Genomic DNA, 22,481 nt, shown 5'->3' on the forward strand with positions numbered 1-22,481 from the left:
TCGACCGAAGCCATCAGAAATGGAACGCAGTGGAATTCGCTCCCGCTTGGGACGACGACCCGGACCCCGTCTGGAATGGGCATAAATGACGACTTGGGGCCGTGACTGAGACGGAGGGCATCTCTGCCGCACAAAAAACAAAGCCCAAGCATATTAGCTTCGGGAGCAGAGGGTGACTGCGCAAGGAAACACCTCACTATTCCGCGAAGCATAATCTGGACGGAGCGAGGCTTCGACGACGTCTGCGACTTCTAGTAAATCAGCACAGCCCGAAGTTGTCGTCGCTTCCAGTTCGCGCCCTCTCTTCGTCACTTGCGACACTGCGCCATAGTCGAACATCACTGCCTTTTCGGCAACGACAGGCATGCCATCCGTCATTTGATTGTCTGACCGTACCCTTGCAAGTCGCCGACGATTTGTTATCGGCGCGATACGAAATCTCGACTATTGTGGCTCGATATCGTCGCGTCGCTCATCAACAGCGAAGTAGCTGGCGCGTTCGATTTTGATGCTCGCGTCCTCCAGGGAAGCGTCACTGGTTCCAACACAAGATGAACGGACCAAAACGACTTCCGTTCCACGAAGCAGATTTTTCTGCTCAAGCGGCACACGTTCGACGTCGCTCATCAGGCGGTTACCCGGAGGGAATTCCGCATCGAGGACGAGGATAGGGTCGTCAAGGCATTCCCCCGAGTATCGCTTCCATGGGTCTAGCGGGAATCCCTCTTTGGCCAACTTTGCTTTGTTAAGCCGTTTGTTCTCTTCTTTCGTGATGACGCAAACGAAGCTGTTTTCCCAAAGGTAGGCAGCTGCTTCATTTGCGGTCGAGACATGGTCAGAGAATAGATGTTGCAACATTGCTTCGCGTGGCAGCACATGTTCGGAAATTAGTGCTTTAGTGTTCCCTTGCTTGCATGCGAGCTCCCACGCTGCGACCGACCAATACTGGCCACACTTCCAGCTTTCGCGATAACTGATAGTGTCAGAAGTCGAATAGAAGAAAGAATGCCGGATGTCGTCGACGGTTAGCGTGCCCCCCTTGACCCCATCCCAAAGAACCATGAAGACTTTGAGGGATTTTTCGGCCTGCCGCCAATCCGTTTCCTTGAATTTGGTCCCTGCAACGAACGGGAACTGTCTAATGCGGCGACTGTTGATATCAGAAAAGGTCAATGTCGAGTGTCCAAGGTCGAATATGAATGTATTTGCCAGGTTTCAAGCGGAGTAAAAATTCCCGCCCGACCTGTCGTTATCCAGAATGCGTGAAGCTAAGCAAGAAGAAACGTTGCCCTGCCTTCGGCACGGCTCATCGCGCGGAGTAATGCACGAGCGCGCACAGTGTGTTGACAAGCGCCATCTGCTCGGGCCTCGAGCAGGGAATAGTCAGCAGGTCGGGGCTCGCAACCAGAATGGCAAGTGCCTTGGCACGTGAGATGGCCACGTTCAACCGGTTTTTGCTGAACAGAAACTCAATATCACGCGGCAGGTAATCGGCATTGGAAGTTGCCATTGACAGGATGACGACGTGGGCTTCCTGTCCCTGAAATTTATCGACCGTACCCACGCGTGCGCCCGCCGGCAGCGCGCGCTTAAGTTCATTGACCTGCACATTGTATGGCGCGACGACCAGGATATCGTCGAGCGTCATTGGCACCATGCGGCCGTCGTCGTCGTGCATTCCCTTGAGAAGGTCAGCCACGATGCTGACGACTTTCTGAACTTCCTCTTTGCTCGACTGCGTGTTCCCGTCGTGGGACACCGGAACAAAACGGATTCCCGTCAACGGGACGGCGCTTTGATTGCCAAAGGGCGCGTTGACCACCCGTGCAGCAGTCCCGGGAGCCGACATCAGGCGGCCGTCGTAGACAGCATCCGAGATGAACTCACAGACGTCGGGATGCATGCGGTATGTCGTTTTGAGGAAGATGCCCTTGTCGGCCGGGATAGTGGACACGCCATCAAGCAGATAATCGAGCGTCGAGTCTCCGGAACGCCCCGGATGCATGCCCTTACTTGGTTGGGCGAGCTGCATCTGGTCGCCCAAGAGCACAATGTTCTTTGCGCTCATACCGACAGCCACGAGATTGGCCAGCGCCATTTGGCCCGCTTCGTCTACAAAAAGATAGTCCAGCGTGTCATGCATCTGTTCGCGGACAAAAAGCCACGAGGTGCCAGCAACGAGGTGAGCCTCTCCGCTGAAGATGACTTCATCATCTGTGACGTCGATAATCAGTCCGCTACCGTTGAGAAGTGAATCGTCGCCGGTCGATTTCTTCATTCCGGCGAATTGAAAATCCGCAGCCATCGCGCGCTTTTCAACGGCCATCAAAAGATTGTTGATGGCGTGGTGACTGTTGGAGGTCACGCCGATACGCTTTCCTTGCCTCAATAGCTCAAGAATGACATGCGAGCCAGTGAACGTCTTGCCCGCTCCGGGCGGTCCCTGTATGAAGAGACAGGTTTCATCCATTCCCTTGACAACGCTAACTACCTGCGGAAGGAGCTCGGCATTCTCATTGACAAGCGCAGCTCCAGTCGGGATGTCCTTGATGCTCGGCGTCTTTCGGCCCAGCAATGCATGAACCGCTTTGTATCCGTTGGCGCTGCCTTTGAACTGGGTTGCGAAGTGTTCGAGCGCAACGCGGTGCCATTTTGTATCGACTGGCCCTGTCGGACTAATAGACATGACCGATTCGGGCACGTTGTCGCCAGCCACGGTGAACGACACGCTCAAGTTGTCCATATCGACCTGAAGATTCGACAGTGTTTTGCCCGTGAGGACGTTCATCACGCGGGAGCCGTCCCGCAATTTAGTATCCTGCGGCGGTACGCTGTACCAGTAGCGCTTGGAGCGCTTATCTTTTGTCGGCGGCCGGATGCTATTCCGCACAAGACCACCCAGGCACTCCGCGTCCTCGATGAGCTCGACCTCAGTCATATCTTTTCGATTGAAAACCACCCACCACTCGGGCTTCGCCTCACGTTGGTGAAACAAGACCATATGGGCGATAAGCGCGCAGTAATGATGCTCCGGCTTCCAGTCGACTTCATCTGGAGGCAGGTTTTTCAGAATCGACTCCACGAGCGTCCCGGCTCGAATCACGGCCTCGCTCGGGCTTGACGATACAGGGGAGGCATCTCCACTGTCGGCACGTCGATTCGACCACGGCATGGAAGCTGGGCGGAGTGTCCGCAGCCACTCCCGCAGCTGGAAGGTCGACTCAACGTCATCCTGGTTGTACAGCCCGATATCCCGGAGCAGCCTGTCCGCTTCGGCCTTCTTCTCCGGGTCGCCGCGCAACGCTTTCCAGCGCTCATAGAATACGATGCTGGCGCCAGCGTTCGTGACACCGCCTGCGCGAACGCCGCGATAGAAGCGCTCGATGTACTTGATGGAATAGCTGGACTCGGAAACACGCAGCGCCTGCCGGACTACTCCGTACAAGTCAATGAGCTTGCCCTCGCGCAACAGATTATCGACGGACGCTTCACGCGTGCCGTGCACCGACATCAGCTTTTTCAGCGCAGTCGGCTCGTAGGGAGCGTAATGGTAAATGTGCGCGCCGGGGTAGTCCGCAAGACGCGCATCCACGTAGTCGATGAACTCCTCGAACGCGGTCTTTTCGTCCGCGCGGTTGTGTGCCCAGAATGAAACGAACCGGCCGCCCGGCTTATCGATTTCCCAAACGCCGAAAAGGTATTCAAGGCCACCGTCTTCGAGCGGGTTGCCTTCCATGTCGAAAAAAATATCGCCGGGGTTCGGCTCGGGCAGACGTTCAAAGCCGCGAAGGCGAGGGTCGCCAGGGTTTTTCGATAGCAGCACGGTTCGACGCTGGCCATCCTGGCGAAACAGGTACTGGAGTTCCGCCTGGGAACGAAGTCGTTCGAGGGTTTCCGGCGCAATTCTTTTCACTGACGTGCCCACCGGTGTCTTTGCAAGCCCCGCAAGCGTCGAGATACCTGCGTCTACCAGCTTGCTAACCTGGACGCGCGTAATGCCGGCAACTTGCGACAGGTGATCGTCTGTCTCTCGGCGCTTATCGCAAATCTGACTCCAGCAGCACTGGGGGCATTTGTCGCACGGGTCCGGATAGGTTTCGACGGCGGATGCGGTATCGCTCGCAGAGGTCGCAATTGTCACGCGCGCGATGAAACGTGCCAGTGACGTATCGAAATAGTGTCGATAGTCCGCGCAGCGATAGGTCGCTGTTTTCTTCGAGCCGAGGACGATGGCCATACGCTCAGGATAAACGCCTTGTGCGTTGGCAAGCAGATGCGAGTAGAAAGCCAACTGCGTAATAAACTTGCTTCGCGACGATAGCGCCAGTTTCGTGTCGACGGCTTCATAGCTAAAGTCGCCAAGGGTCGAAGGCTTCGGCACCTTGACCAGGAAGTCGGCGTAACCGAGAAGATTCGCGTCGAGGAATGCCGCCTGATAAATGACGTCGTAGCCCTCACTCATTGCTTTTAACGTTTCTCGAACTCGAGCCTGGATGTCTTTCCCCGCCACTGCGTTAATGTCAATTACGCTCTTGCCTGATGCTGTCAGCTCAGAGAGATATGTTTTCTCGTGCACGATCCCTCTTTCCTGCACGAGCGCGAGTTGTTCGTCTTCTGGATTGCGCTCAAGCGGCGTGTCCAGGTCAATAAGTGCGAGCGTCGTGCTATGTTCACACTCTAGAAACGACACCAGATCCGACGCCGAGTAGGTGCGTTCCCCATTCATTCGCAGCATATTTTTCTCCGTCTCTGACGCCGAGTTCCACATCATATGGACGCTGGGGACAACTTGAGTCCCTGACGTGCAGTCCTCTCGAAAAGACCGACCAGCCCGCTACCGCTTATCGGCTTGATTATTCTGTTCTTTAATGCGTTCGCAGCAGGCAACCTCTCATTTGACTTTGTAGTAACCGATTCTTACTTCCAGGATTGAAACTTGAGAGCGGTGGCTAGGAGGCAAAAGCGTTCGTATAACTGGCAATCTCACGAATTCGGTTAGGCCGCATTGTGCGATTTAACAGGGACGATGGGCGTCTCTCTCGAGAAATGTTTCATACAGCGATTGGCACGTACAGACAGAGATATCGCGCGCATACCTTTCGCTGTTCAGTTTCCGGGTCGGCTGCCGTTATAAGTAGCAGTGGGCCTTGCAAATATACCGCTACTTAAGATTCGCCTTGGCGAACCAAGCTTCCGGATTAAAAACCGGAAGCGCAATAGCAAGAACGAGGAAAAGAATGTCGACGGACATCAGCACGTTGGACGAAGCAATTCTTGAACTTCTGCCAACCGAACGTCACGAAATCAAGTGGATATCGACCCCCGACACGAAGCAACGCCTCCTTGACAAAGGGCATCATATCTACTTGAAGAAAGTGCGCCGGCACCTGATAACTCTGGAAGCCAAGAGGCTAGTTATTTCACGACAGGAAGACGGAGCGCGCGAGATTCTCTGGCAGCGTGTCCCGTTTTTCGCGGGTGCAAATAGAGCAGCCTCGCTTATGGTTGCCTCGGAGGCCGTTGCCTTCAACATGCTTGAGCGGTTCACGACACAGTTGCCTAAAGCCATTCTCAGCGACATTGACAATTTGTTTCGTGCCGCCGAAGTGCGGCTTTCACAAGAGCACGCGGACGGTCGTTTGCACCGTGCGTGGCCTGACAAGGTGGACTCAGTCGACGGTACGTTTGCGCTAGCTCGTCCCGCCCTCAAGGAGGACGCGTTCAACGTAATCAAGACCGCGCTTTTTTTTGAGCGTGTCGTGCATGTGAAATATCGTCCGATGTCTATGGCTGAAAATGACGAGCCACGCATGAAGCCTTTGTGGCCTCTCGCGCTGGTCGAGTCTGCCGGCGTCATGTATCTGGTTGCAGAGGACCCGGCGCATAAGCCGCGGCCCGAAAAGGGTAAGCATAAACCGCTGCGCAGCGTGTACCGCCTTGACCGCGTGCGTGAGGCGCACGAGAGCAAGGAAAACTTCGCTTACCCCAAAGACTTCAAGCTCCGCGATTTCATCGACAACGAACAGCAATTTAACTTCATGGTCGAAGCGCCTGTGTTTATGCGGCTCGCTTTTGAGGGCAACAGCGGCAACCATCTTTTTGAATCAAAGATGTCCACGGACCAGAAGGCACCAATTCGGCTGGTGGACGGGCGCCTTCTCGTAGAAGGAACCGTCAGACCAAGCCTCAAGCTTCGCTGGTGGCTGCGTTCGTTCGGTGCAAATGTCGAAATTCTGGAGCCGCAATCGTTGCGCGATGAATTCGCCGCTGATTTCAAGAGGCTCGCGCAGCGCTACAGTTGAACCTACTCGAAATTAATAAAGCTAACCTAGACTGCATCTATCGAAATGCGCGACATCTCAATCACGCTGGTCCCAATGATAGAGGGCGGGGTACCGAGACCAAGGGCAGCAGAACCAGTGTCGTGATTTGCGATTGGAGTAAAGCGCGCAAAAGGGGGCACCCCTGGCGAGGCTATCGGGCAGTTGCGCACGCTTACGCACGTCCTCAAGACTTCTCGGTACCACCGGACATTCAAGCTGCTTTGCAGGCCAGGTCTGCCTCGTTGCCGCGCAGCACCAAGCGCTCAATGAGGTCGTTAATTCGGGCGATGCGTGCACGTTGAACAGGAGTCAGCGCCGGGCTTGCTGCGATCTCGGCGACACGCATGCGCCAATAGTTTGGGCCGAATACGTTCATCGCCCCGCTGACCAACAAGACGCGTTCTAAATGTGCAATGGGGTAGTCGGCAGTCTTGCCAGAAAACGGACTGACCGCGCGCGGTAATGGCCCAACTTTGGTCGGCTTTACCCCCTTCGTGGAGCAGGTAGCTTTAGGTTTCATCGTATTTGCTTCTTCGCAGTCTCAACACATTGATTCTGTGGTGTGACAGGGACATTCACCGTCCGTAACCCCCGCAACTTTCTGTCGTGTGCGAGAAAAAGGTCCGATGTAACGACCTTCAGAATAGCGAAAATTCGATGAGTTCGTTGCGACAACAAGGTTGCGTCAACTTTCGCCAGGCATCTACTTCCTAAGCGATAGCGTTAGTAACGGCGGTAGCGCAGAACAACCGCCGTGCTCCCGCTCTCAGCCAAGCATTCTCAGTTTCCGTTCGATCTGATCGAACTTCCCGTGACTCTCCTGGATCGCTCTGGCGCTATCGCTCATAGTCGTAACAATGCTCTGGAACTCACGCAGTTGCGGCGCGAAGAAGTCGAGCATCTTTTCGTTGTCAGCCAGGAGTTCGTAGATATCTTTGAAGGTGCTCTTAATGACGTCGCCAATCTCGTCCTTGACCTGCCTCAACTCGGCCTCCAATTCGTGGCTCTTGTACATCTTGTACGCATCGACTCCCAGCGAAATTGCGCCACCCGCAGGACCGGCCCAGGTCGCGATGGCACCCGCAAATTTGGTGGCCTGCCATGGCTTGAACTTGATGGCGATACCCGTGAACTGCCCTAGCAAGTCTCGGGCAGCGAAAATCGTGTTTTTAATGACAGTCGGATTAATCTTCGAAATACCCTTGAGCACGCCGCTGGCCGATTGAAACACGCTCTCGCTCATTGCTTCAACGAAACTTTCGCTCTTGTCGAGTTGGCGACTGATCTCAACTGAAATACGATTCGTGACGGCTGAAGACTGTTCGAAAAAACGATCGACCGCCGTCTTGATATTGAGATTCAGCTTGTAGCCGATGCCGTCTTGTGCATAGCCAATCTCATCTTCGAGATAGCCGCGAATATCCTCAAGCGACAATGGACGCAACTTGTTGAGCAGTTGCTTTTCCATCGCCTGCAACTCCTTGCCAAGCTCCCCACCAAGTCGATTGACATCGGCGCGGCCGCGGTTGATATCGCTCTTGATGCGCTCCGATTCCTCCTGATTCTGCTTTGCATAGATCGCGAGTTCGGCGAGTTGTGCCTGCGCAGCGGCAAGCTTCTGCGCAACGACGTCGCGCACGACGTCAAAGCCGGTTTTCGCGATCAGTGTCGCGGGCACGTTTTCCTTGAGGATTCGCTCCGTCGTCGCCTTAAGATCATTCATGCGTGAGCGGCTTTCGTAGTGTTCCGGCTTGCCGAACCAGAATTCGAGACCCCGGCCATTCGGATTCGCGGCCACGCACACGATATTGAGTTGTGCCGATTCGTCCGGCGAAAGGGCCGCCACACGTTGCAGCTTCAACTTTAGATTGTCCCGCTTGATCGCGGCCTGTTCCGTGTAGAGCGCGTGTTCTGTCAGATCCGTCACCTCGTCCATTTTGTTGATGACGAAGACTGTGGAAGTGAGCTTGTTGAGGTCACGCAATACCCATTTCGCGATCTCGCCGTGGCTTTCCTTAAGCGGATTTGTCGCATCGACCACGTAGAGAATCAGGTGCGCCTCTGAAATGTAACGGCGTGTCAAGTCCTCATACATCACTGTCTGACCGTCGACCGTCTTCTCCTTGTCGCCGAATAGTCCCGGTGTATCGACGATTTCGCATTCTCCCGGCAGCCCCTCAGGTTTGTACACGGCGAGCCTGTCGGAAGATTCGTCCATGTCGATCTTCATGTCGCTCATGATGCGCCCGAGCCATGCAGCGACGACACTCGTCTTGCCATCTGAAAACGCGCCGAGCAGTGCAATGCGCAGCACATCACTCTCGATCGATGCCAATGCGGAGCCGATCTTGTCCAGATCCTGACGCACGTCCAGCCCCAGTTCACCAAGCTCAGAGAGGAGTTCGCGCAACTGGTTCAGCTTGCCGACGGCAGCGTCCTTATCAACGCTGAATTGTTTGAATTGTTCCATAGGGCATTTGTTCGAGTTGAGTTTTGATGTTTGACATCGCGGCAATCTGCTGTTCAATAACGGCGAGTGGGCGCACGAGTTTTGCCTGCAAAGCATCGACCTGTGCCAGCACAGAATTCGCCAATTCCCTGCGAATTGGACCAGCAATCTTTGCTACTTCGCCAGTTAGCTTGCCCATCACCTCGCTACGTAGATCTTCGATCTTGTTCTGCACCTGTGCCTGAGCCTTGCGGATGCGTTTTTCCTTGCTGGTGAAGAACCCGACCACGCTCATGAGTGCGCCGACTGCAGCCCCCGCAATCCCACCGATCAAGGTACCGATGACTGGAAATGCCGAACCGATTGTTGCGCCCGTGACGGCGTAGGAAGCGATATTCAACGCGATGCCGCTCCACTCCTTGAGACTCAGACTCATGTCCAGTTGCTCGATCCGGAATGCCGTCGGGCGGTCGCCAGCATCGAACTTAATGTCTTGCAGGAACTGCATGCGCTGAACATCGACAATCAAGCGCTGCATGGCGTCGCTGGCACGCTCCTGAAGCTCTTCGAGCAACGTTTGAAGATGCTTCTGGATATCCTCCCCCGCCTTGATCTGTAGTGCCGCTGAGTTGCGCTTGAGCTCCGACGCGATAACTTCGTTCTCGCCGTAATTGTTTGCAACGATTGTGTCGGCACGCTCGCTGAGCGCATTGAAGAAGTCGGACCAGCGGTTGGAGAATCCGTTGGCCAGCAGACGCTCGAACGTGGTCAACGATATCTCGACCAGATCACGGCAGTCCTTGAAACTTCCCGACACATCTTTCACGAAGCGCCGATGATCCGCGAGCGCGGTTTGCAGTTCCGCGATATTCGCGGCCAACAATTGGCGCACTTTCACCTTGTTGCTCTCGACAATGTCTTTGCGGAAAGTGGGCAGCTTCGCATCAACCAGTTTCGCGATTACACCAAGCTGGCTGAACTCGAACATCGCCTTGTAGGACGCGAAATGCTTGCGGTAATTGCGTTGCTGGATGACGAGATCCTTGTCTCGCGTTGGGTGGATGGTCGTCCTGCCGCTTGCACTGTCCACAGCGAGTGATGCAAAGCCGATAAGCCCCTGCACGCAGTTACCGGGCAGCAGCACACCTTCGGGCAGCACGATATCAAGCACGCCGACGGTCTGCTTAAGCGCGGCGAGTGCGCCCCCATGCGATCCCAGCGACTCACGATCGCTTTCGAACTCGTAGGAATCGGCGTTTCCGCGTAGGTTCACGAGCGGATAGACCTTTGTGCCCCAGCGCAGATACGAGCGGATCTTCTCGGCGGTGGCTTTCTCAGGCTTCTTGTTTGTGCCGTTGACATAGACGACGAGGTGCGCCTTCGCGACAGCTTCCTCTACGATCTTCGCGTAGCGATTCTCGTCGCCTTCGATGCCGGGCACGTCGAGCAACTGGAAGGTCTTGCCCTTGTGATTCAGCTGATAAACGGTATTGCCCTTAGTGAAGTCCGCCTCGCCGGTGCCGATGATCCGGCCATCCACGCGCGGCGCCGCCAGCCGACGCTCTTCTAGCGCGATTAACGCCTCATGGAACGCTGGGAGCGACGCATTAAACAGACTGTCTAGCGCCTTCGTGGAACCCCGGATGCGGGATAGTGGCGCGCGTGTAGCCTTTACGGGCGAAGGTACGGCCGAGGGTGCGATGCGGGTCGCGTCTTCGTAGAGCGCCTCAGTTTCTACGCTCGCCGTGGTCATAGCAGGCCTCGCAGCACAAGCGTGAGAGGCACCGCGAGCGCACAACCTGCCACGACGCCGCCAAGCACACCCAGCCAGACCTTGCGGCGCACACGCGCCGACGATTCCGCTTTCACCACGCCCGCAAGCGCTGCCGCGCTTTGCCTGATATCGGCAATTTCCGCCGCATAGTCTCCACAAACGCCATCCATGTCTTGCCGGACCTGCTCGACGTGATGCTTAAGCGCCTGTTCGAAACGCTCGACATCGTAAGCCTGTTCGCGCAGCAGTTGCTCGCGCGATTCTTCCTTGAAAAGAATGCGCAGCGACTCAATGATGGTGCTTTTGCCGGCATTTGTCTCGCCGAAGAAGGCAAGCGTGAATTTGTCCCACTCTGCGAATTGCTGGAGATCAGCGAGTTGCAGGTCGAAGCGCGATTGAATTGTGCGCAACCGCTGCAGCATGTTGCCGATTTCCTGCCTGCCTCGCTCGTGCTCGACATTCAGTTCGTCGATATCGGCGATGGCACCGGCGATGCTCACAGAAATGTCCGTGTACAGCCGATCGAAATCCTGTTCAGGATGCATGTTGGGTGACAAGATGATTGATGAAAAAGGAAAGCGAAGCCATCGGAGTCCGCTCGCCCTATCGCGAGATGACGTCTTTCAGCTTACCCGACAACTGGTCGAACAGCGTCGCTTCACGCCGCTGTAGTTCCCGTGCACCACATCGTGGGCAATGGGAACGGATATCTACATCCGGAATCAGGACATCACTATGCGGAGCAAATGTATGCTTCCATCCACATTGACCGCATTTCAACGTAAAAGGTAATGGGCGTACCGGCATATTGCTTCTGGTTGTTTGTTCGTGGTATGCAGCGACTAAGGCTCAAACTTCAATCAGATGCCAGGCCAGATCCGTCTCAGGCGAAGGGTAACGTTATCGCGTAGAGTCGGAGACGACCGGACCGCTGTGCGCGATCCGCATCGCGGGCATTCGGGATCGGGGTCCCGCGGCCCAATAGCATCGCTCTGAAATCCGATCGAGTGAATCCATCCGCATCGACTGCATTTCAGCGTAAAGGCGAATCCTAATGGCATATTGTTCCTGGCAAGGCGTTAGTCGTACGCATCGGACAACAGCAAACCTGCCGCCCGGAGTAGATCGATTCGTGTCAATTTACCCCTGCTGCGCATCGGACTTAACCCAATCGGCGTACGCTCCAACTGCTGCTGTACCAACCACGGCGACCACAAACACAATCGCAAATGCGGCCAGATGTTGCAGGGGGGAAGAATTACAATTCGTGCACATGGTTTCTCCTGGCATGGGTGCAATAGGGCGGCGTCAACATACTGCCTTCTCACGATAAGCACTTCTTCAGTCAAAGCATGTCCGAGCACCTTTAACAAACACCGCTCAACGCTCCGCTCCTTCGTAAATCGCAATCATTGCCCGGGCCTCCGCCGCCAGTTCCGAGCGCAGGCTTTCCGGCCTCAGCACTTCGACGTTCGGCCCGAACGCCCTCAACCACCACCGCAGTCTCTGGCTCAACAGCACAGTTCCGCATACCTCGAGCGTGTCGTCGCCCTGTATGACCTGCTGATCGCCGGACAGCGGCGCTTCGAGCAAATGGTTTCCTGCCCCGTTCCTGAAGCGCAGCCTCAGGTCAATCTCACCCTCTACCATGAAATCGAACTGGCGCTGTTCTCGCACGTACGCCGAGAGTCGGAACTCGCGCGGGTACGCAAACGATTCCGGCAGCATAGTCGCGCGCGTGAGGCGGTCAAGTCGGTACATCGCCGGATTGGGATGGCGTGGCATTGCTGCCACGAGATAGACCAAGCCGCCAACCTCCACCAACCCGAGCGGATGGATGATTTTCGCTTCGGCATTGTCGATTTTCGAGCGCGACTGGTAGACGATCTCAAGTTTCTGCTCGTTAAAGAGCGCCTGCGAAACTGTTGCGAAGATATCGGCATCAACCTCGGGGTATTGCAGTGCGAAGCTGCTGGTTTCGACCTCGACCTTATCGATCCATTTACGGTAGCGTCGCTCGTGCTCGCTATTAAAGGTCGCTAGACGCTTGCCAGCCACATCGAACAACGGCGAAAGCGTTTCGACCACCAGCGCCGGAATCCGCCACGTTGAGAATCGACGCAACGTCTGCAGGGCCAGTGCTTCGTCGTGCGTCATTGCGCCAGCCGCCTTTGCGGCGAGGCCGCTTGCCCCCGCAACTTTGCGCCAATACTTGGCCCTCCCGCGCTGCTCCATGAGGACAAGCGAGTCTTTCAACATTTCTTCGAGTCGTCGCTGCACGGTCTTCACAACCGGCGGGTCGAGCAGCATGCCGCTGAGCTTGCGATGTACGTCGGGAGTGGAAATTGGCTCCTCGCCTCGGGCAGCATCGGGCAAGACCTGCATGATTTCTCGATCTAGCATGTCGAAGAATGGAATCGGGAGGGAGAACTTTTCAATAACCTGTTAACGACATGTCTTCGATGCTCTTTAGCCCAAGGCTTCACAGCGACTATTGCAGGCTTCGTTATCCGTCTGCGGGCACCACGACCAGAAAGTGCTGGATGAAACGGGACACACTTTGTCTTATGGACCGTCTAACCTTCACCATCAGAAAAAGCTCGTGGACTCAGGGAGGCAATTTGGAACGCGGAAAAACCTGTTCCGATTCCCGCAGTAGGGCGACTCGGGCTGCGCGCAATGATCTTCAACCATTGTCCCGACGGCATTGTGACCACCAGTGTTTATAGGGGCGTACTCAAACGCAACATTTCATTTGTGAGTATGACGGTATACCGTCCTGATGATATCCACCACAAGAAGCTGCCGCTCCTTTGAGCAAAATATCTTAGCCGGAAGGCCTATCGGACAATCCGAAAGTCCATTGTTTCAACGAGTACTTGCCAAGGTGATATGCCTAGTCAACCCTACACGACTATATACAAGGCCATTCAATGCGCATCGATGCTGTTCGCAATGCACACGGGAAAAGCGGCAGCTCTCATCCTGATGCTTATTGACGACACGCATATATGGGACATGCGACGCGAAATGATTCGGCTTGCTCGCTACAACCCACTCACCGGCCGACCTAACCGCCTACTGCTGATGCCGCGACTGCGGCATATTCTCAACCGCTTCGGGAGGGATGTCCCTGACGCAGTCTTATTTGTCAATCTCGCGAATTTCAGCAAGTTGGTGACACGTCCAACCGCAAACACGGAGTCGAACTCCTCCACTGCGTCCCGACTCGGCTCAACGCACACCGGGGACTCGCGCAGACGCGGGGCCGTCCTAGGGAAGATGAGTTCGTTATCGGTTTGGAACAGAACGCGAATGCACAGTGCGCTGCAAGCGTTGCCGAGCACATCGTGCAGATGCTGCCAGCGCCGCTTGCGCTCGCGCATGGTACCAACTTGCGAGACGGCGCGAGCACATCCGCCCCGTTGCCGCCCAATTTGCAGTGTGGCAATTCAGTTCTGTTACTTTAAAGCGGTCGTGCATTCTTGATGCCCGTCTTCGCCATCATTCGCACAAGTGGGCTTTAGATTCGCGTTAATAAGCCGATAAAAGCATTGATTGCCCGGGTCAGGCCGGCTTCGATAGATGTCATTTGGCGTCTAGCCTCGCGCGGGATGGCGCCTATACCTTGCCCGGAGTTCGGTCAGATCGACGCAACGACATCCCGGCCCGCGAATATGATGGCGCTGGTTCGCGCGCGTAAATCCTGCAAGGCTGCGACATCAAGTTGCGCTGATAACAAAGAACAACGGGGATCTTGTTTATGACGTTGAGTTGGGGATTGCTTGGCCCGGGCGTACTGACGGTCGAGAGGCGTGTGCGCACGCTCGGCGTGTCTGCGTCCGTGCGACATTTCAATGAACTGGCCGTACCAGGGTTGGGTGGCGTGTGGTTCTGTAAGCAGGTGATGCTTGCCACACTCGGCGTGATGGTCGCGCAGGGTGCGCGCGGGCAACGGCGTCAGCTCACCAACATCGAAACGGCAAATGCAATCGAGGCGCTTGCGTGCTGGCTCGGCTTCGGGCGGAATGACTGGCAGGCGGAGCCCAGACTGCGTGGCGTCAACAAGATGCGTGGTGTAAAGCAAGAAGCGCTCAGCTTCCGCCGCCTGCGCGAGCAGAAGTTTTATGTGACGCAGCCGATGCGCATGTCGACCGTGGAGGCCCTGCCCGCATTCGGTCTCGTTGATGCCACCGGCTCGCGTTTCAACACCTTCGCCTGCACCGAGGCGGGCGAGGCGTTTATTGCGGCGTCGTGCGCTAACGTCCATCCGAATCGCCGCACGGTGGCCGATCATCTGATCGACTGGACCTCGAACGTCAAGCCGATCGGCTCTCTTGACAGACTGGGCCACGTTCTCGTGCCGACCCTGCCGTTGCCTGAACGTGCGAGGGTGTTGTTGACCGAGCGTCTCAGGAGTTGCGGCCGCAACGAGTCCTCCTACCTGCAGCAGCGCCGATGCGAAGCGCTCGATTGGGTCGAGACCATTCGCCTCGCACCTTCAGTGTCTATCGATTGGGACAATCAGCCGGACGAGATCAGAAACGACACGCACTGGGCCGATCTGCGCGGTGGCGCGTTTTTCACCCTCGCCCGCGATGCCGCGCTCGACGTGCTTGATGCGCTCGAAGTGCAGATCTCCAAGAATGAGAAGGGCGGAAGAGGTATGGTCCTGTCGCTGCGCGACGCGCTTCCCGATGGCGTCCACACGAAACTCGACATGCTGCGACGCGCCGGGCAACGCTTCCGCAACGAAAAGCGCACCGAAAGCGAAGCGAACCGCTTCTGTGACGACTGCCTCCTTCCCGACGACAAACACCTCGTGCGCGAACTCGTCAAACGCGATGGCCGTGTGTTGCGACTACGCGGCGACGACATTGTGCCTGGGGCGGCGTATCAGGGGCGCCAACAGCGCGAAACCGCTCCAGCGCGCAACGAAGCGGATGCCGAAGCCGCCCCGCCCGACACCTCGATCGACTGGCCGATGGGCCTCTCGTTCCGCGTACGCAACCTGTTTCTGCTTAATGCCGACCTGCGCGGCGACCTTGAACGCTGGCTTAATCGCGCGAACGCCATTGCACCGATAACCGAAAGCGAATTGGAGGAAACCGCATGACTGGCGACGCGAAACTTCAGCCGCCGTCGCTCGCTCAATGGTTTGCGGGTCCGGAGGACATTTGGGTGGGCCGCTTCGGGTGGCTGTGCGGCTATTCTGCGGACGCCGATTTTCTCGATCTCGCCGCCGAATTCTTCACGCGTCAGACCGCGGCGCAGCGCGCGCATGCGGGCAGCATTGCGCTTGGCTTGATGCTTGATCCCGGCAATCCCGCCATTTCGATGCTGAAAGCACCGGGCGTCGCGCATCTACCAATCCGCGCTGACATTGAAAAGAGATTTGCGCTGGTGCATGCGAAGGTTGCGCTGCTTGGCTTTCGTCATCGTGACCGCGCGGGTGAGTGGATGGTCCGGCTTATCGTGTCGACGGGCAACTGGACGCGGCAGACCATCGAGGAAAGTCTGGATCTCGCATGGTCTGTCGACGTATATTCGCAAGACTTACCCGAAATGCATTCGCCCGACGAGGAAACGCTCCATCGTTGTGCGGACATCGCCGCGGCGCACGGCATGCTCGGACGGCTTTCCATGCTTTTCGACACACGCCTGCTGGATGTCGCTGAGCCTGTGCGCAAGCGTGACACGGGCCTTGCCATTGACGACGTATCGGCGTGGATTGCGCAGTGCGCCAAACACGCACCGAACGGCGTCGCACGCTTTGTTCACAATGAGGACAGATCGCTGCTAGCTCAATTGCCCGAACGTATCGCGCAGGCAGGCATCGACGTGGCGAGTAATCGTCTAGCAATGGGCTCGGGCTTTTATGAGAGCGCGGCGCAATCGAACGCCGTGCCGACGACGCTGTCGGCGATCGTAACTCGTCTCAAGACCAAAAAACTGTTGACTGCGAATCCTGCGGTGGACGTGTTCGTCAATCCACTCGCGTGTCAGGCGGTCGCGAAAAGCGCCAACGCGATGAACAGGGCAAACATGACTATCCGCGCGGCGGCGCAGCCACCCACGATTTTCAGTGATGGACGGGCGCGCGCCCTGCACGCGAAATTCATGCTCGGCTACAAGGCCCGCAACGATTCGCCTTATTGCCTGAGCGCGTGGGTCTATCTCGGGTCAGGCAACCTGACCGGGCCGGGTTTTCAGCGTGCCGCACTAGAGGGCGGCAATCTCGAAGCCGGCGTCATATTCTCCACCTCCGATTTGATCTGGTCGCGCGATCAGGAATTCGAGCCGCACCACTTCGTCGAGAACGTCTTACCAGTGCATCAGCGGGACACGCTCAAACCCGACGCACTGACTGCGGGCGGTGACATGCCGGAGCGCGAGGACGTTTATCTTGCCGCGCCGGTGGCCTGGCTCGCGTGGCAAGCGACAGTCGACGACGCCGGCGAACTCGCGGCAAGCGATGACGCTCAAGGTGAGTTCGAAGTGATCGGCGTGTCGGGCGAAGCCTGCGCGCGCAAGAGCGGCGCGAACATATTCCTGTGGCAGGGGCCGCGACCGCGCATCGTCACAGTGCGTTGGCAAGCTGGCAATAATGTTGTAGTTACGGACGTGCCGGTGGTCGACGAGTTCGGCCGTGTCGCGGCGGCGGCGCTGCCTGCGCTCGAATTGGAGGAAGCTTGGTGGCAGCTTGCCAGCTTCCCGCACCCCCCAGGCGATGACGTCGATGGCGGCGACACCGACGTCGATGGTGCACCCAACCCCGCGGCGCCCCGCGGCGAGCATTCACGCGCGCGCTATGCGGTGCGCGAAATGATGAACTTTATCGAGCGACTGGCCGAACGGCAGACGGCTGTCGCCGAACCGGACTGGAGCGCGTGGTGCTGCCGCCTGGAACAAACTCTCGCGCTGCTTGCCGACAGCGACGGCGTGCGGGCGTTCCGCGAAATGCAGCTCGATCCGCTCGCAGCGTTGCGCGTCGAGTCGTTTCGGCCGACATACGCCGAAAGCGGCGGGACGCCGCACGGTCAAGTGTACGAAGCACTACTCGACCGCATCGGCGAAAGGTGGCAAATGGCGCGGACGGAATCGATTGGGGAGGCGTGGTGAAGCAACATTTCAAAGGCTGGGCGGCGGTCGCGCTCGCGCTCGGTGACATCGCGCGAGAGAGTCGTACTTCGTCCTGGCTTGACGACGGGCAACGAGCGAGCCTCGCGCGTATCGCGGAACACGTTGCACAGAATGGGGTGCTGGTCGCCGATGAGGTAGGCATGGGCAAGACCCGCATCGCGGCGGCGCTGGCGAGCGCGGTGATTCGCGCAGGCGGCCGCGTCGCGATTCTGGTACCACCCGCGTTACCTTATCAGTGGAAGGCAGAACTCGACGAGGCAGGCATCGTCGACGTGCCCTTGTTGCGCAGCCTGCGGCAATATATGAATGCATGGTTTCCGACCAGCGACCGACCGGAGCGCCCTTGGTTCGATCACAACGCTGTAGTGATCTCCCATGCGTTCGCCAACTGGCGCTTCGGCGGCAGCAGCGACACGTGGCGCTGGGCGCTTATGCCCGAGTTGTACGCGCAATGGCATCTGCACACGAACAAACGCCTCCCTTACGGCTATTCCGCCGACGGCGAAACGCGCAAGCGGCGCGCACCGCAGGCGGCTGTGGCGAAGTGCATTGCGCAAGCCATGTACGAGCCGGCGCGAGCTATGCCCAGCCGGCTGGCCGACGGCCTGTTCAGCCCAATCACCGATTGGCGACGCGCTTGCCAAGCCGATGCCTATCGCAGCGACGGGCCTATGCGTGGTGCGCTTGAGGGCGCGATCGGACTAGGCCTCGGCGTCTTCGATCTAATCATCCTTGATGAGGCGCACAAAAGTCGAGGCGAACAATCGGTGTTGTCTTCTCTGTTCGGGCGTGTCATCCAGCGCAATAGGAACGCGCGTTGCCTCGCGCTAAGCGCGACTCCCGTCGAGTTGAGCGTGCAGGACTGGAAATCGACACTCGCGCGTCTGGACGTGGCTTCTTCTGAGATCGACTCGCGCATCGACGAATACGCGCGCGCGGTCGAGCGCGTGCGTGAAACGCCGATGGACCGCCCCACACGTGACGCGTACAAATGCGCAGCGCGGGCGTTCGAGGATGCGCTCGCGCCGTATCTGCTCAGGCGTGACAAACGCGAGGATCGGCACGTCAGCGACTTCGAACGGCACACGGGTGAGCCGCATCACGCGTATCGCGCGGTTCAGGAAATTTTCGTGGAGACGGCTAGGCTTTCGCTACCGTGGCGTCGTGCGGTCTGCGCGGCCGAATCACTTTCGCTTACCACGCGGCGCGTCGAGGACTCGGGCGCAAACCGGCTGTATCTTACCTTTGCAAACGGGCACGGCATCGCGGGCTGGCTTCGCCAGACTGAGCAGGACGAGACCGTAGACGAGGCGACGCCGCCGCTGATGGACCACGGTGCTGATCCACCCGATGTTGTTACCGACAAACGCAAGCAACGCGCCGCTTGGTGGAAAGGTGTACTTGGCGCGGCGTTCCGCGATGATGACTCGCATCCGCTTTTTGATCACCCCGCGATTCTGGAGGCCGTCAAGGAGATTGAGCAGGTGTGCGACCGCGACGAGAAAGTGCTTGTCTTCGGGCGTTTCACCGCGCCGCTGCGCGCGCTGACCGAACTGCTGAACGCGCGCGCCATGCTTAACAGCCTTGACGCGGGCCTTCCGTGGCCGCAGGCCACAATATCGGAGAGCGAATGGACCGCGGCGCAAGCGGCTCACCGGCAACTCGGACGCACTGGGGATCTCGCCCACGAGACCCTCAAGAGCCACCTCGCCGATCAATATCGGCAAATCGAGAATCAGAGGCGCTCGTTCCGAACGCGGCTCATTAAACAACTGAGCGAAGGTCTCGGCGCTGTGCAAAAGCACCCACTCGCTCTCAGTCTCTTCGATGCTTTCCAGCGCTCCGTCACCGCTGCCGAAGAGAGCGATGAAGCATCTCCGCTTGCGCAGGTCGCGCGTACTTTGCAAGAGTTGCTGAACGCGGCGGACGCGCCCGTCGAACCGGCGGCGATCGCGGGCACGTTCATCGAGTTCGTGGAAGCGTCGATTGATCGTGGTGAGCATGTTGACGACGCCGACACCGACGAGCATGACGCGATGGCGCTGTGGAAGCGCATCACGAGCGAACTCAAGGCGTCGCAGGGGGGCTTCGCGCGCCTCATGAACGGTGACACCGCGCAGCGCACCCGCCGGTTGCTGCAACTTGCCTTCAATCGCGATCACAGTTTTCCACGGGTGCTGGTCGCGCAATCGATGGTTGGGCGCGAAGGGCTGAACCTACAAAGGGCTTGCAAGACGGTCGTCCTGCTGCATCACGAGTGGAATCCAGGAGTAGTTGAGCAGCAAATCGGGCGCGTCGACCGCATCGGCAGTCTGTGGCAGAAGTCGCTCGACAAGGCCATCGCCAACGCGACCAGCGCTTCGGACACGCCGCGCATTGTCGTGCGTCCGGTGATCTTCACCGGCACCTACGACGAGTGGAACTGGGAAGTGCTACGCACGCGTTGGGACGATCTGCGCGCGCAACTGCACGGTGTGGTGATCTCGCCACGTATGGCCCAGGAGGCGGGTATTCCGCAGTCGATCGTCGACGAGATTAACGAGGCCGCGCCGGACTTCCGCCCTCCAGGCCTTTTCGGGCCATTCACTCAACATCACGCATGAAATCGAATCATCTTCCAGTGAATCGAACTGGTACGCCACGGTGAGTCGAAGTCTTTACTACAGGTAATGAACTCAAGCAGCGCGCCGCGGACACCGGGTGAGTGGGTGAATTACTTGCGCAAATAGACGGACGTCAGACGTGATTTTCGAAAAACAACGAGTTTTAGGCCATGATTACGGGACGTAGATCGGTGACTGAACAGCAAAAGAACATAAAGACGTTTGACGAATTTTGGTCGACGAAGAGAAGCACTATCTCGCTCGGCGCAAAAACCTGGGTGTAGATTCCAAGGTTGATAGCAGGATTGGCCTCGCACTTTCTGGCGGTGGGATACGTTCCGCTTGCTTCTGCTTAGGCGTTATCTCCGCCATGCTTAAGCAGGGACGCTGGAATGAAGTTGATTACGTATCCAGCGTTTCCGGCGGGGGTTACACCGCAGCGGCGCTCTCGCGACGCATGAAAAGCAATGAGCGTTTGGACGAAGGCATGATCAATGAGTGTCTCGATAGGATGAAAACTCAAGGCGGCTTCCTGTCAAGTTGGCTACTATCTGTAATTCCGTTTCTGCTCACGTTCGCATTCTCAATCGCTTTCCCGATTGCAACCTTTCTATTTGTGACGGCGACGTTGGCGGTAGCTGCGCTACAGCACTTGTGGATGCCCCTAATCGCCTTTGGAGGCGGCACTATCTTCCTCCTAGTGTGTAGTGTCGTGTCTTATTATAGAAACAGCGACAGATTTGGAGGTTTCCTTGATTTTGCGATCATTTTCCTAGCATTTTCTATTCTGTTCCTCGTGGCTAGGCTTTTTGGGTTTTCCTCAGCACATACTCTTTGGTCCTATGCTGGGATCTCGGCGTCGCTGGTTTTCATAGCTCTCGCCTTATTGTGCCCAACGCCTGACAAACCTCACATCAGGCGACGCCAGAAACTTATCAAGCCCGTCGTATTGCCAGTCGCCTTGATTTCGGCGACTCTGTGTCTGCTTGCCGGACAGCCACGCATCAAAGAGTTCGGCGGGCGAATAGGGCTCGAAAACGTCTCGATTCTAACTATTCTTATTTCTCTGGGTTGTGCGCTGATTGTCTGGGTTAGTCCAAATTTTCTGAACGGCGCGCTGCTTTATTACCGATTCAGCTTGCGATTAACCTTTACGCCGTCTTGGGAAAAATTATTTGGCTTGAGGCTGCGCGATACGGCATCAACGGGGACGTTCCCCATTCACATCATCAACTGCTTTGCGCAGTTCTCTCGCGCAAACGGTCGGTCACGAGAAGTATTGAAGAAAAGCTTTGAAGATTCGTCACTCGATCCGATCCGTGAAATGAAGCGCCGGGGCGGAGTAAACTTCGCTTGCACGCCTCACTTTTGTGGATCGCGAGCGACGGAATATCTTGCAACGTCCCAGTGGGAATCGCGCGGAACGTTCGAGTCTAGTGCGCAAGACCGCTTTTGGACGCTCGTCGCCGCATCGGCCGCCGCGGTGGATACACACCCCACGCGAATGTCACCAATGAAGCGAATGGCGCTTGTGTTCCTGAATGTTGGTTTGGGTGTATGGGTTAGAAATCCAAGCATAACTGGAAAACTTGCCACATCGTGGCCGAGCTTTACTTGCAATATTAGAAATTTGCTTGAAGTGAATGCTCCGTCGGATGCGTGGATCCGGTTAAGTGATGGCGGCCACTTCGAAAATCTTGGGTTGTATGAACTTGTCGCACGGAAATGCACACGAATCGTTGTTGTCGACGCGGGCTATGATCCCAACTACGAGTACTTCGACCTCGCGATCGCAGCCCGCCGTTGCCTTGAGGACTTTGGCGCCAGTATCAATTTGGACATCGAACGCGGTCGACCGAGCGTAGTGACACGCGGAAAAATAGAGTACCGGAACGGAAGCGCAGCGTTACCAGCAGAGTTGATCTACATCAAGCTGTCGGCACTTGATTCGCACTCGTTGCCCCTGCGTTTGCGCGCAGCGTACGATGCTGGATTCCCTCACGAGTCGACGTTCAATCAATTCGTAGACGACGACTTTGTGCAGGCTTATTTTTCATTGGGAAAAGAAAGTGGTGAGAAAGCATTCTTCTGAAAGCAGAACATATGAAGTGGCCTTGTCAGACGCTGTGTAGTGGATGCAGCATTTCGCTTACCGGTGCAGGCATACCAGATACGTGACATTGACTGCG

12 protein-coding genes are annotated in these 22,481 nt (G+C 57.0%); 5 read left to right on the top strand and 7 right to left on the bottom strand.

The annotated features are described in order from the left end of the window. Positions 1-444: 444 nt before the first annotated feature. Together ABH945_RS10655 and ABH945_RS10660 are read right to left on the bottom strand one after the other, a co-directional pair. Positions 445-1,173 (bottom strand): hypothetical protein, encoded by a 729-nt coding sequence (locus ABH945_RS10655; RefSeq protein ID WP_429250536.1) that lies wholly within the window; start codon positions 1,171-1,173, stop codon positions 445-447. A gap of 133 nt (positions 1,174-1,306) precedes the next feature. After that, complete coding sequence (locus ABH945_RS10660) at positions 1,307-4,735, bottom strand: TM0106 family RecB-like putative nuclease (RefSeq protein WP_429250537.1); 3,429 nt, start codon at positions 4,733-4,735, stop codon at positions 1,307-1,309. Positions 4,736-5,237: 502 nt separating this feature from the next. On the opposite strand from ABH945_RS10660, the gene ABH945_RS10665 reads away from it, so the two are divergent. Next, a complete protein-coding gene (locus tag ABH945_RS10665) occupies positions 5,238-6,302 on the top strand; it encodes a helix-turn-helix transcriptional regulator (RefSeq protein ID WP_429250538.1) in 1,065 nt (354 codons plus the stop codon). A gap of 232 nt (positions 6,303-6,534) precedes the next feature. Here the strand turns inward: ABH945_RS10665 and ABH945_RS10670 are convergent, their stop codons facing one another. From ABH945_RS10670 to ABH945_RS10690, 5 genes are all read right to left on the bottom strand, one after another. Further along, the gene (locus tag ABH945_RS10670) at positions 6,535-6,843 is read right to left on the bottom strand and encodes a hypothetical protein (RefSeq protein WP_429250539.1); all 309 of its coding nucleotides are present in this window, start codon (positions 6,841-6,843) and stop codon (positions 6,535-6,537) included. A 246-nt stretch (positions 6,844-7,089) separates the two neighbouring features. Beyond that, positions 7,090-8,793, bottom strand: coding sequence for a LeoA/HP0731 family dynamin-like GTPase (locus ABH945_RS10675; protein WP_429250540.1), 1,704 nt, complete (start codon positions 8,791-8,793; stop codon positions 7,090-7,092). After that, entirely contained in the window at positions 8,765-10,525 is a 1,761-nt protein-coding gene (locus ABH945_RS10680) for a hypothetical protein (protein ID WP_429250541.1), read from the bottom strand. The genes ABH945_RS10675 and ABH945_RS10680 overlap by 29 nt, the downstream gene beginning before the upstream one ends. Continuing rightward, on the bottom strand, positions 10,522-11,046 hold the full coding sequence (locus ABH945_RS10685; protein ID WP_429250542.1) for a hypothetical protein: 525 nt from the start codon (positions 11,044-11,046) through the stop codon (positions 10,522-10,524). Before ABH945_RS10685 ends, ABH945_RS10680 begins: the two co-directional genes overlap by 4 nt. Positions 11,047-11,926: 880 nt before the next feature. After that, entirely contained in the window at positions 11,927-12,931 is a 1,005-nt protein-coding gene (locus ABH945_RS10690; RefSeq protein ID WP_429250543.1) for a helix-turn-helix transcriptional regulator, read from the bottom strand. A 1,378-nt stretch (positions 12,932-14,309) separates the two neighbouring features. On the opposite strand from ABH945_RS10690, the gene ABH945_RS10695 reads away from it, so the two are divergent. From ABH945_RS10695 to ABH945_RS10710, 4 genes are all read left to right on the top strand, one after another. Then, on the top strand, positions 14,310-15,662 hold the full coding sequence (locus tag ABH945_RS10695) for a hypothetical protein (protein ID WP_429250544.1): 1,353 nt from the start codon (positions 14,310-14,312) through the stop codon (positions 15,660-15,662). A gap of 359 nt (positions 15,663-16,021) precedes the next feature. After that, on the top strand, positions 16,022-17,668 hold the full coding sequence (locus tag ABH945_RS10700; protein ID WP_429250545.1) for a hypothetical protein: 1,647 nt from the start codon (positions 16,022-16,024) through the stop codon (positions 17,666-17,668). A 161-nt stretch (positions 17,669-17,829) separates the two neighbouring features. After that, positions 17,830-20,292 (top strand): helicase-related protein, encoded by a 2,463-nt coding sequence (locus tag ABH945_RS10705; RefSeq protein ID WP_429250546.1) that lies wholly within the window; start codon positions 17,830-17,832, stop codon positions 20,290-20,292. Positions 20,293-20,524: 232 nt separating this feature from the next. After that, positions 20,525-22,384, top strand: a complete 1,860-nt coding sequence (locus ABH945_RS10710; protein WP_429250547.1) for a hypothetical protein — start codon at positions 20,525-20,527, stop codon at positions 22,382-22,384. Positions 22,385-22,481: the final 97 nt, after the last annotated feature.

This window comes from Paraburkholderia sp. GAS333, assembly GCF_050435665.1.
Taxonomy (GTDB): domain Bacteria; phylum Pseudomonadota; class Gammaproteobacteria; order Burkholderiales; family Burkholderiaceae; genus Paraburkholderia; species Paraburkholderia fungorum_A.

Bases quoted from the DNA above. Each gene is read 5' to 3' on its own strand.
- ABH945_RS10695 (WP_429250544.1), top strand. From the start codon at position 14,310: ATGACGTTGAGTTGGGGATTGCTTGGCCCGGGCGTACTGACGGTCGAG.
- ABH945_RS10670 (WP_429250539.1), bottom strand. From the start codon at position 6,843: ATGAAACCTAAAGCTACCTGCTCCACGAAGGGGGTAAAGCCGACCAAA.
- ABH945_RS10680 (WP_429250541.1), bottom strand. From the start codon at position 10,525: ATGACCACGGCGAGCGTAGAAACTGAGGCGCTCTACGAAGACGCGACC.
- ABH945_RS10660 (WP_429250537.1), bottom strand. From the start codon at position 4,735: ATGCTGCGAATGAATGGGGAACGCACCTACTCGGCGTCGGATCTGGTG.
- ABH945_RS10690 (WP_429250543.1), bottom strand. From the start codon at position 12,931: ATGCAGGTCTTGCCCGATGCTGCCCGAGGCGAGGAGCCAATTTCCACT.
- ABH945_RS10665 (WP_429250538.1), top strand. From the start codon at position 5,238: ATGTCGACGGACATCAGCACGTTGGACGAAGCAATTCTTGAACTTCTG.
- ABH945_RS10705 (WP_429250546.1), top strand. From the start codon at position 17,830: ATGGGCAAGACCCGCATCGCGGCGGCGCTGGCGAGCGCGGTGATTCGC.
- ABH945_RS10675 (WP_429250540.1), bottom strand. From the start codon at position 8,793: ATGGAACAATTCAAACAATTCAGCGTTGATAAGGACGCTGCCGTCGGC.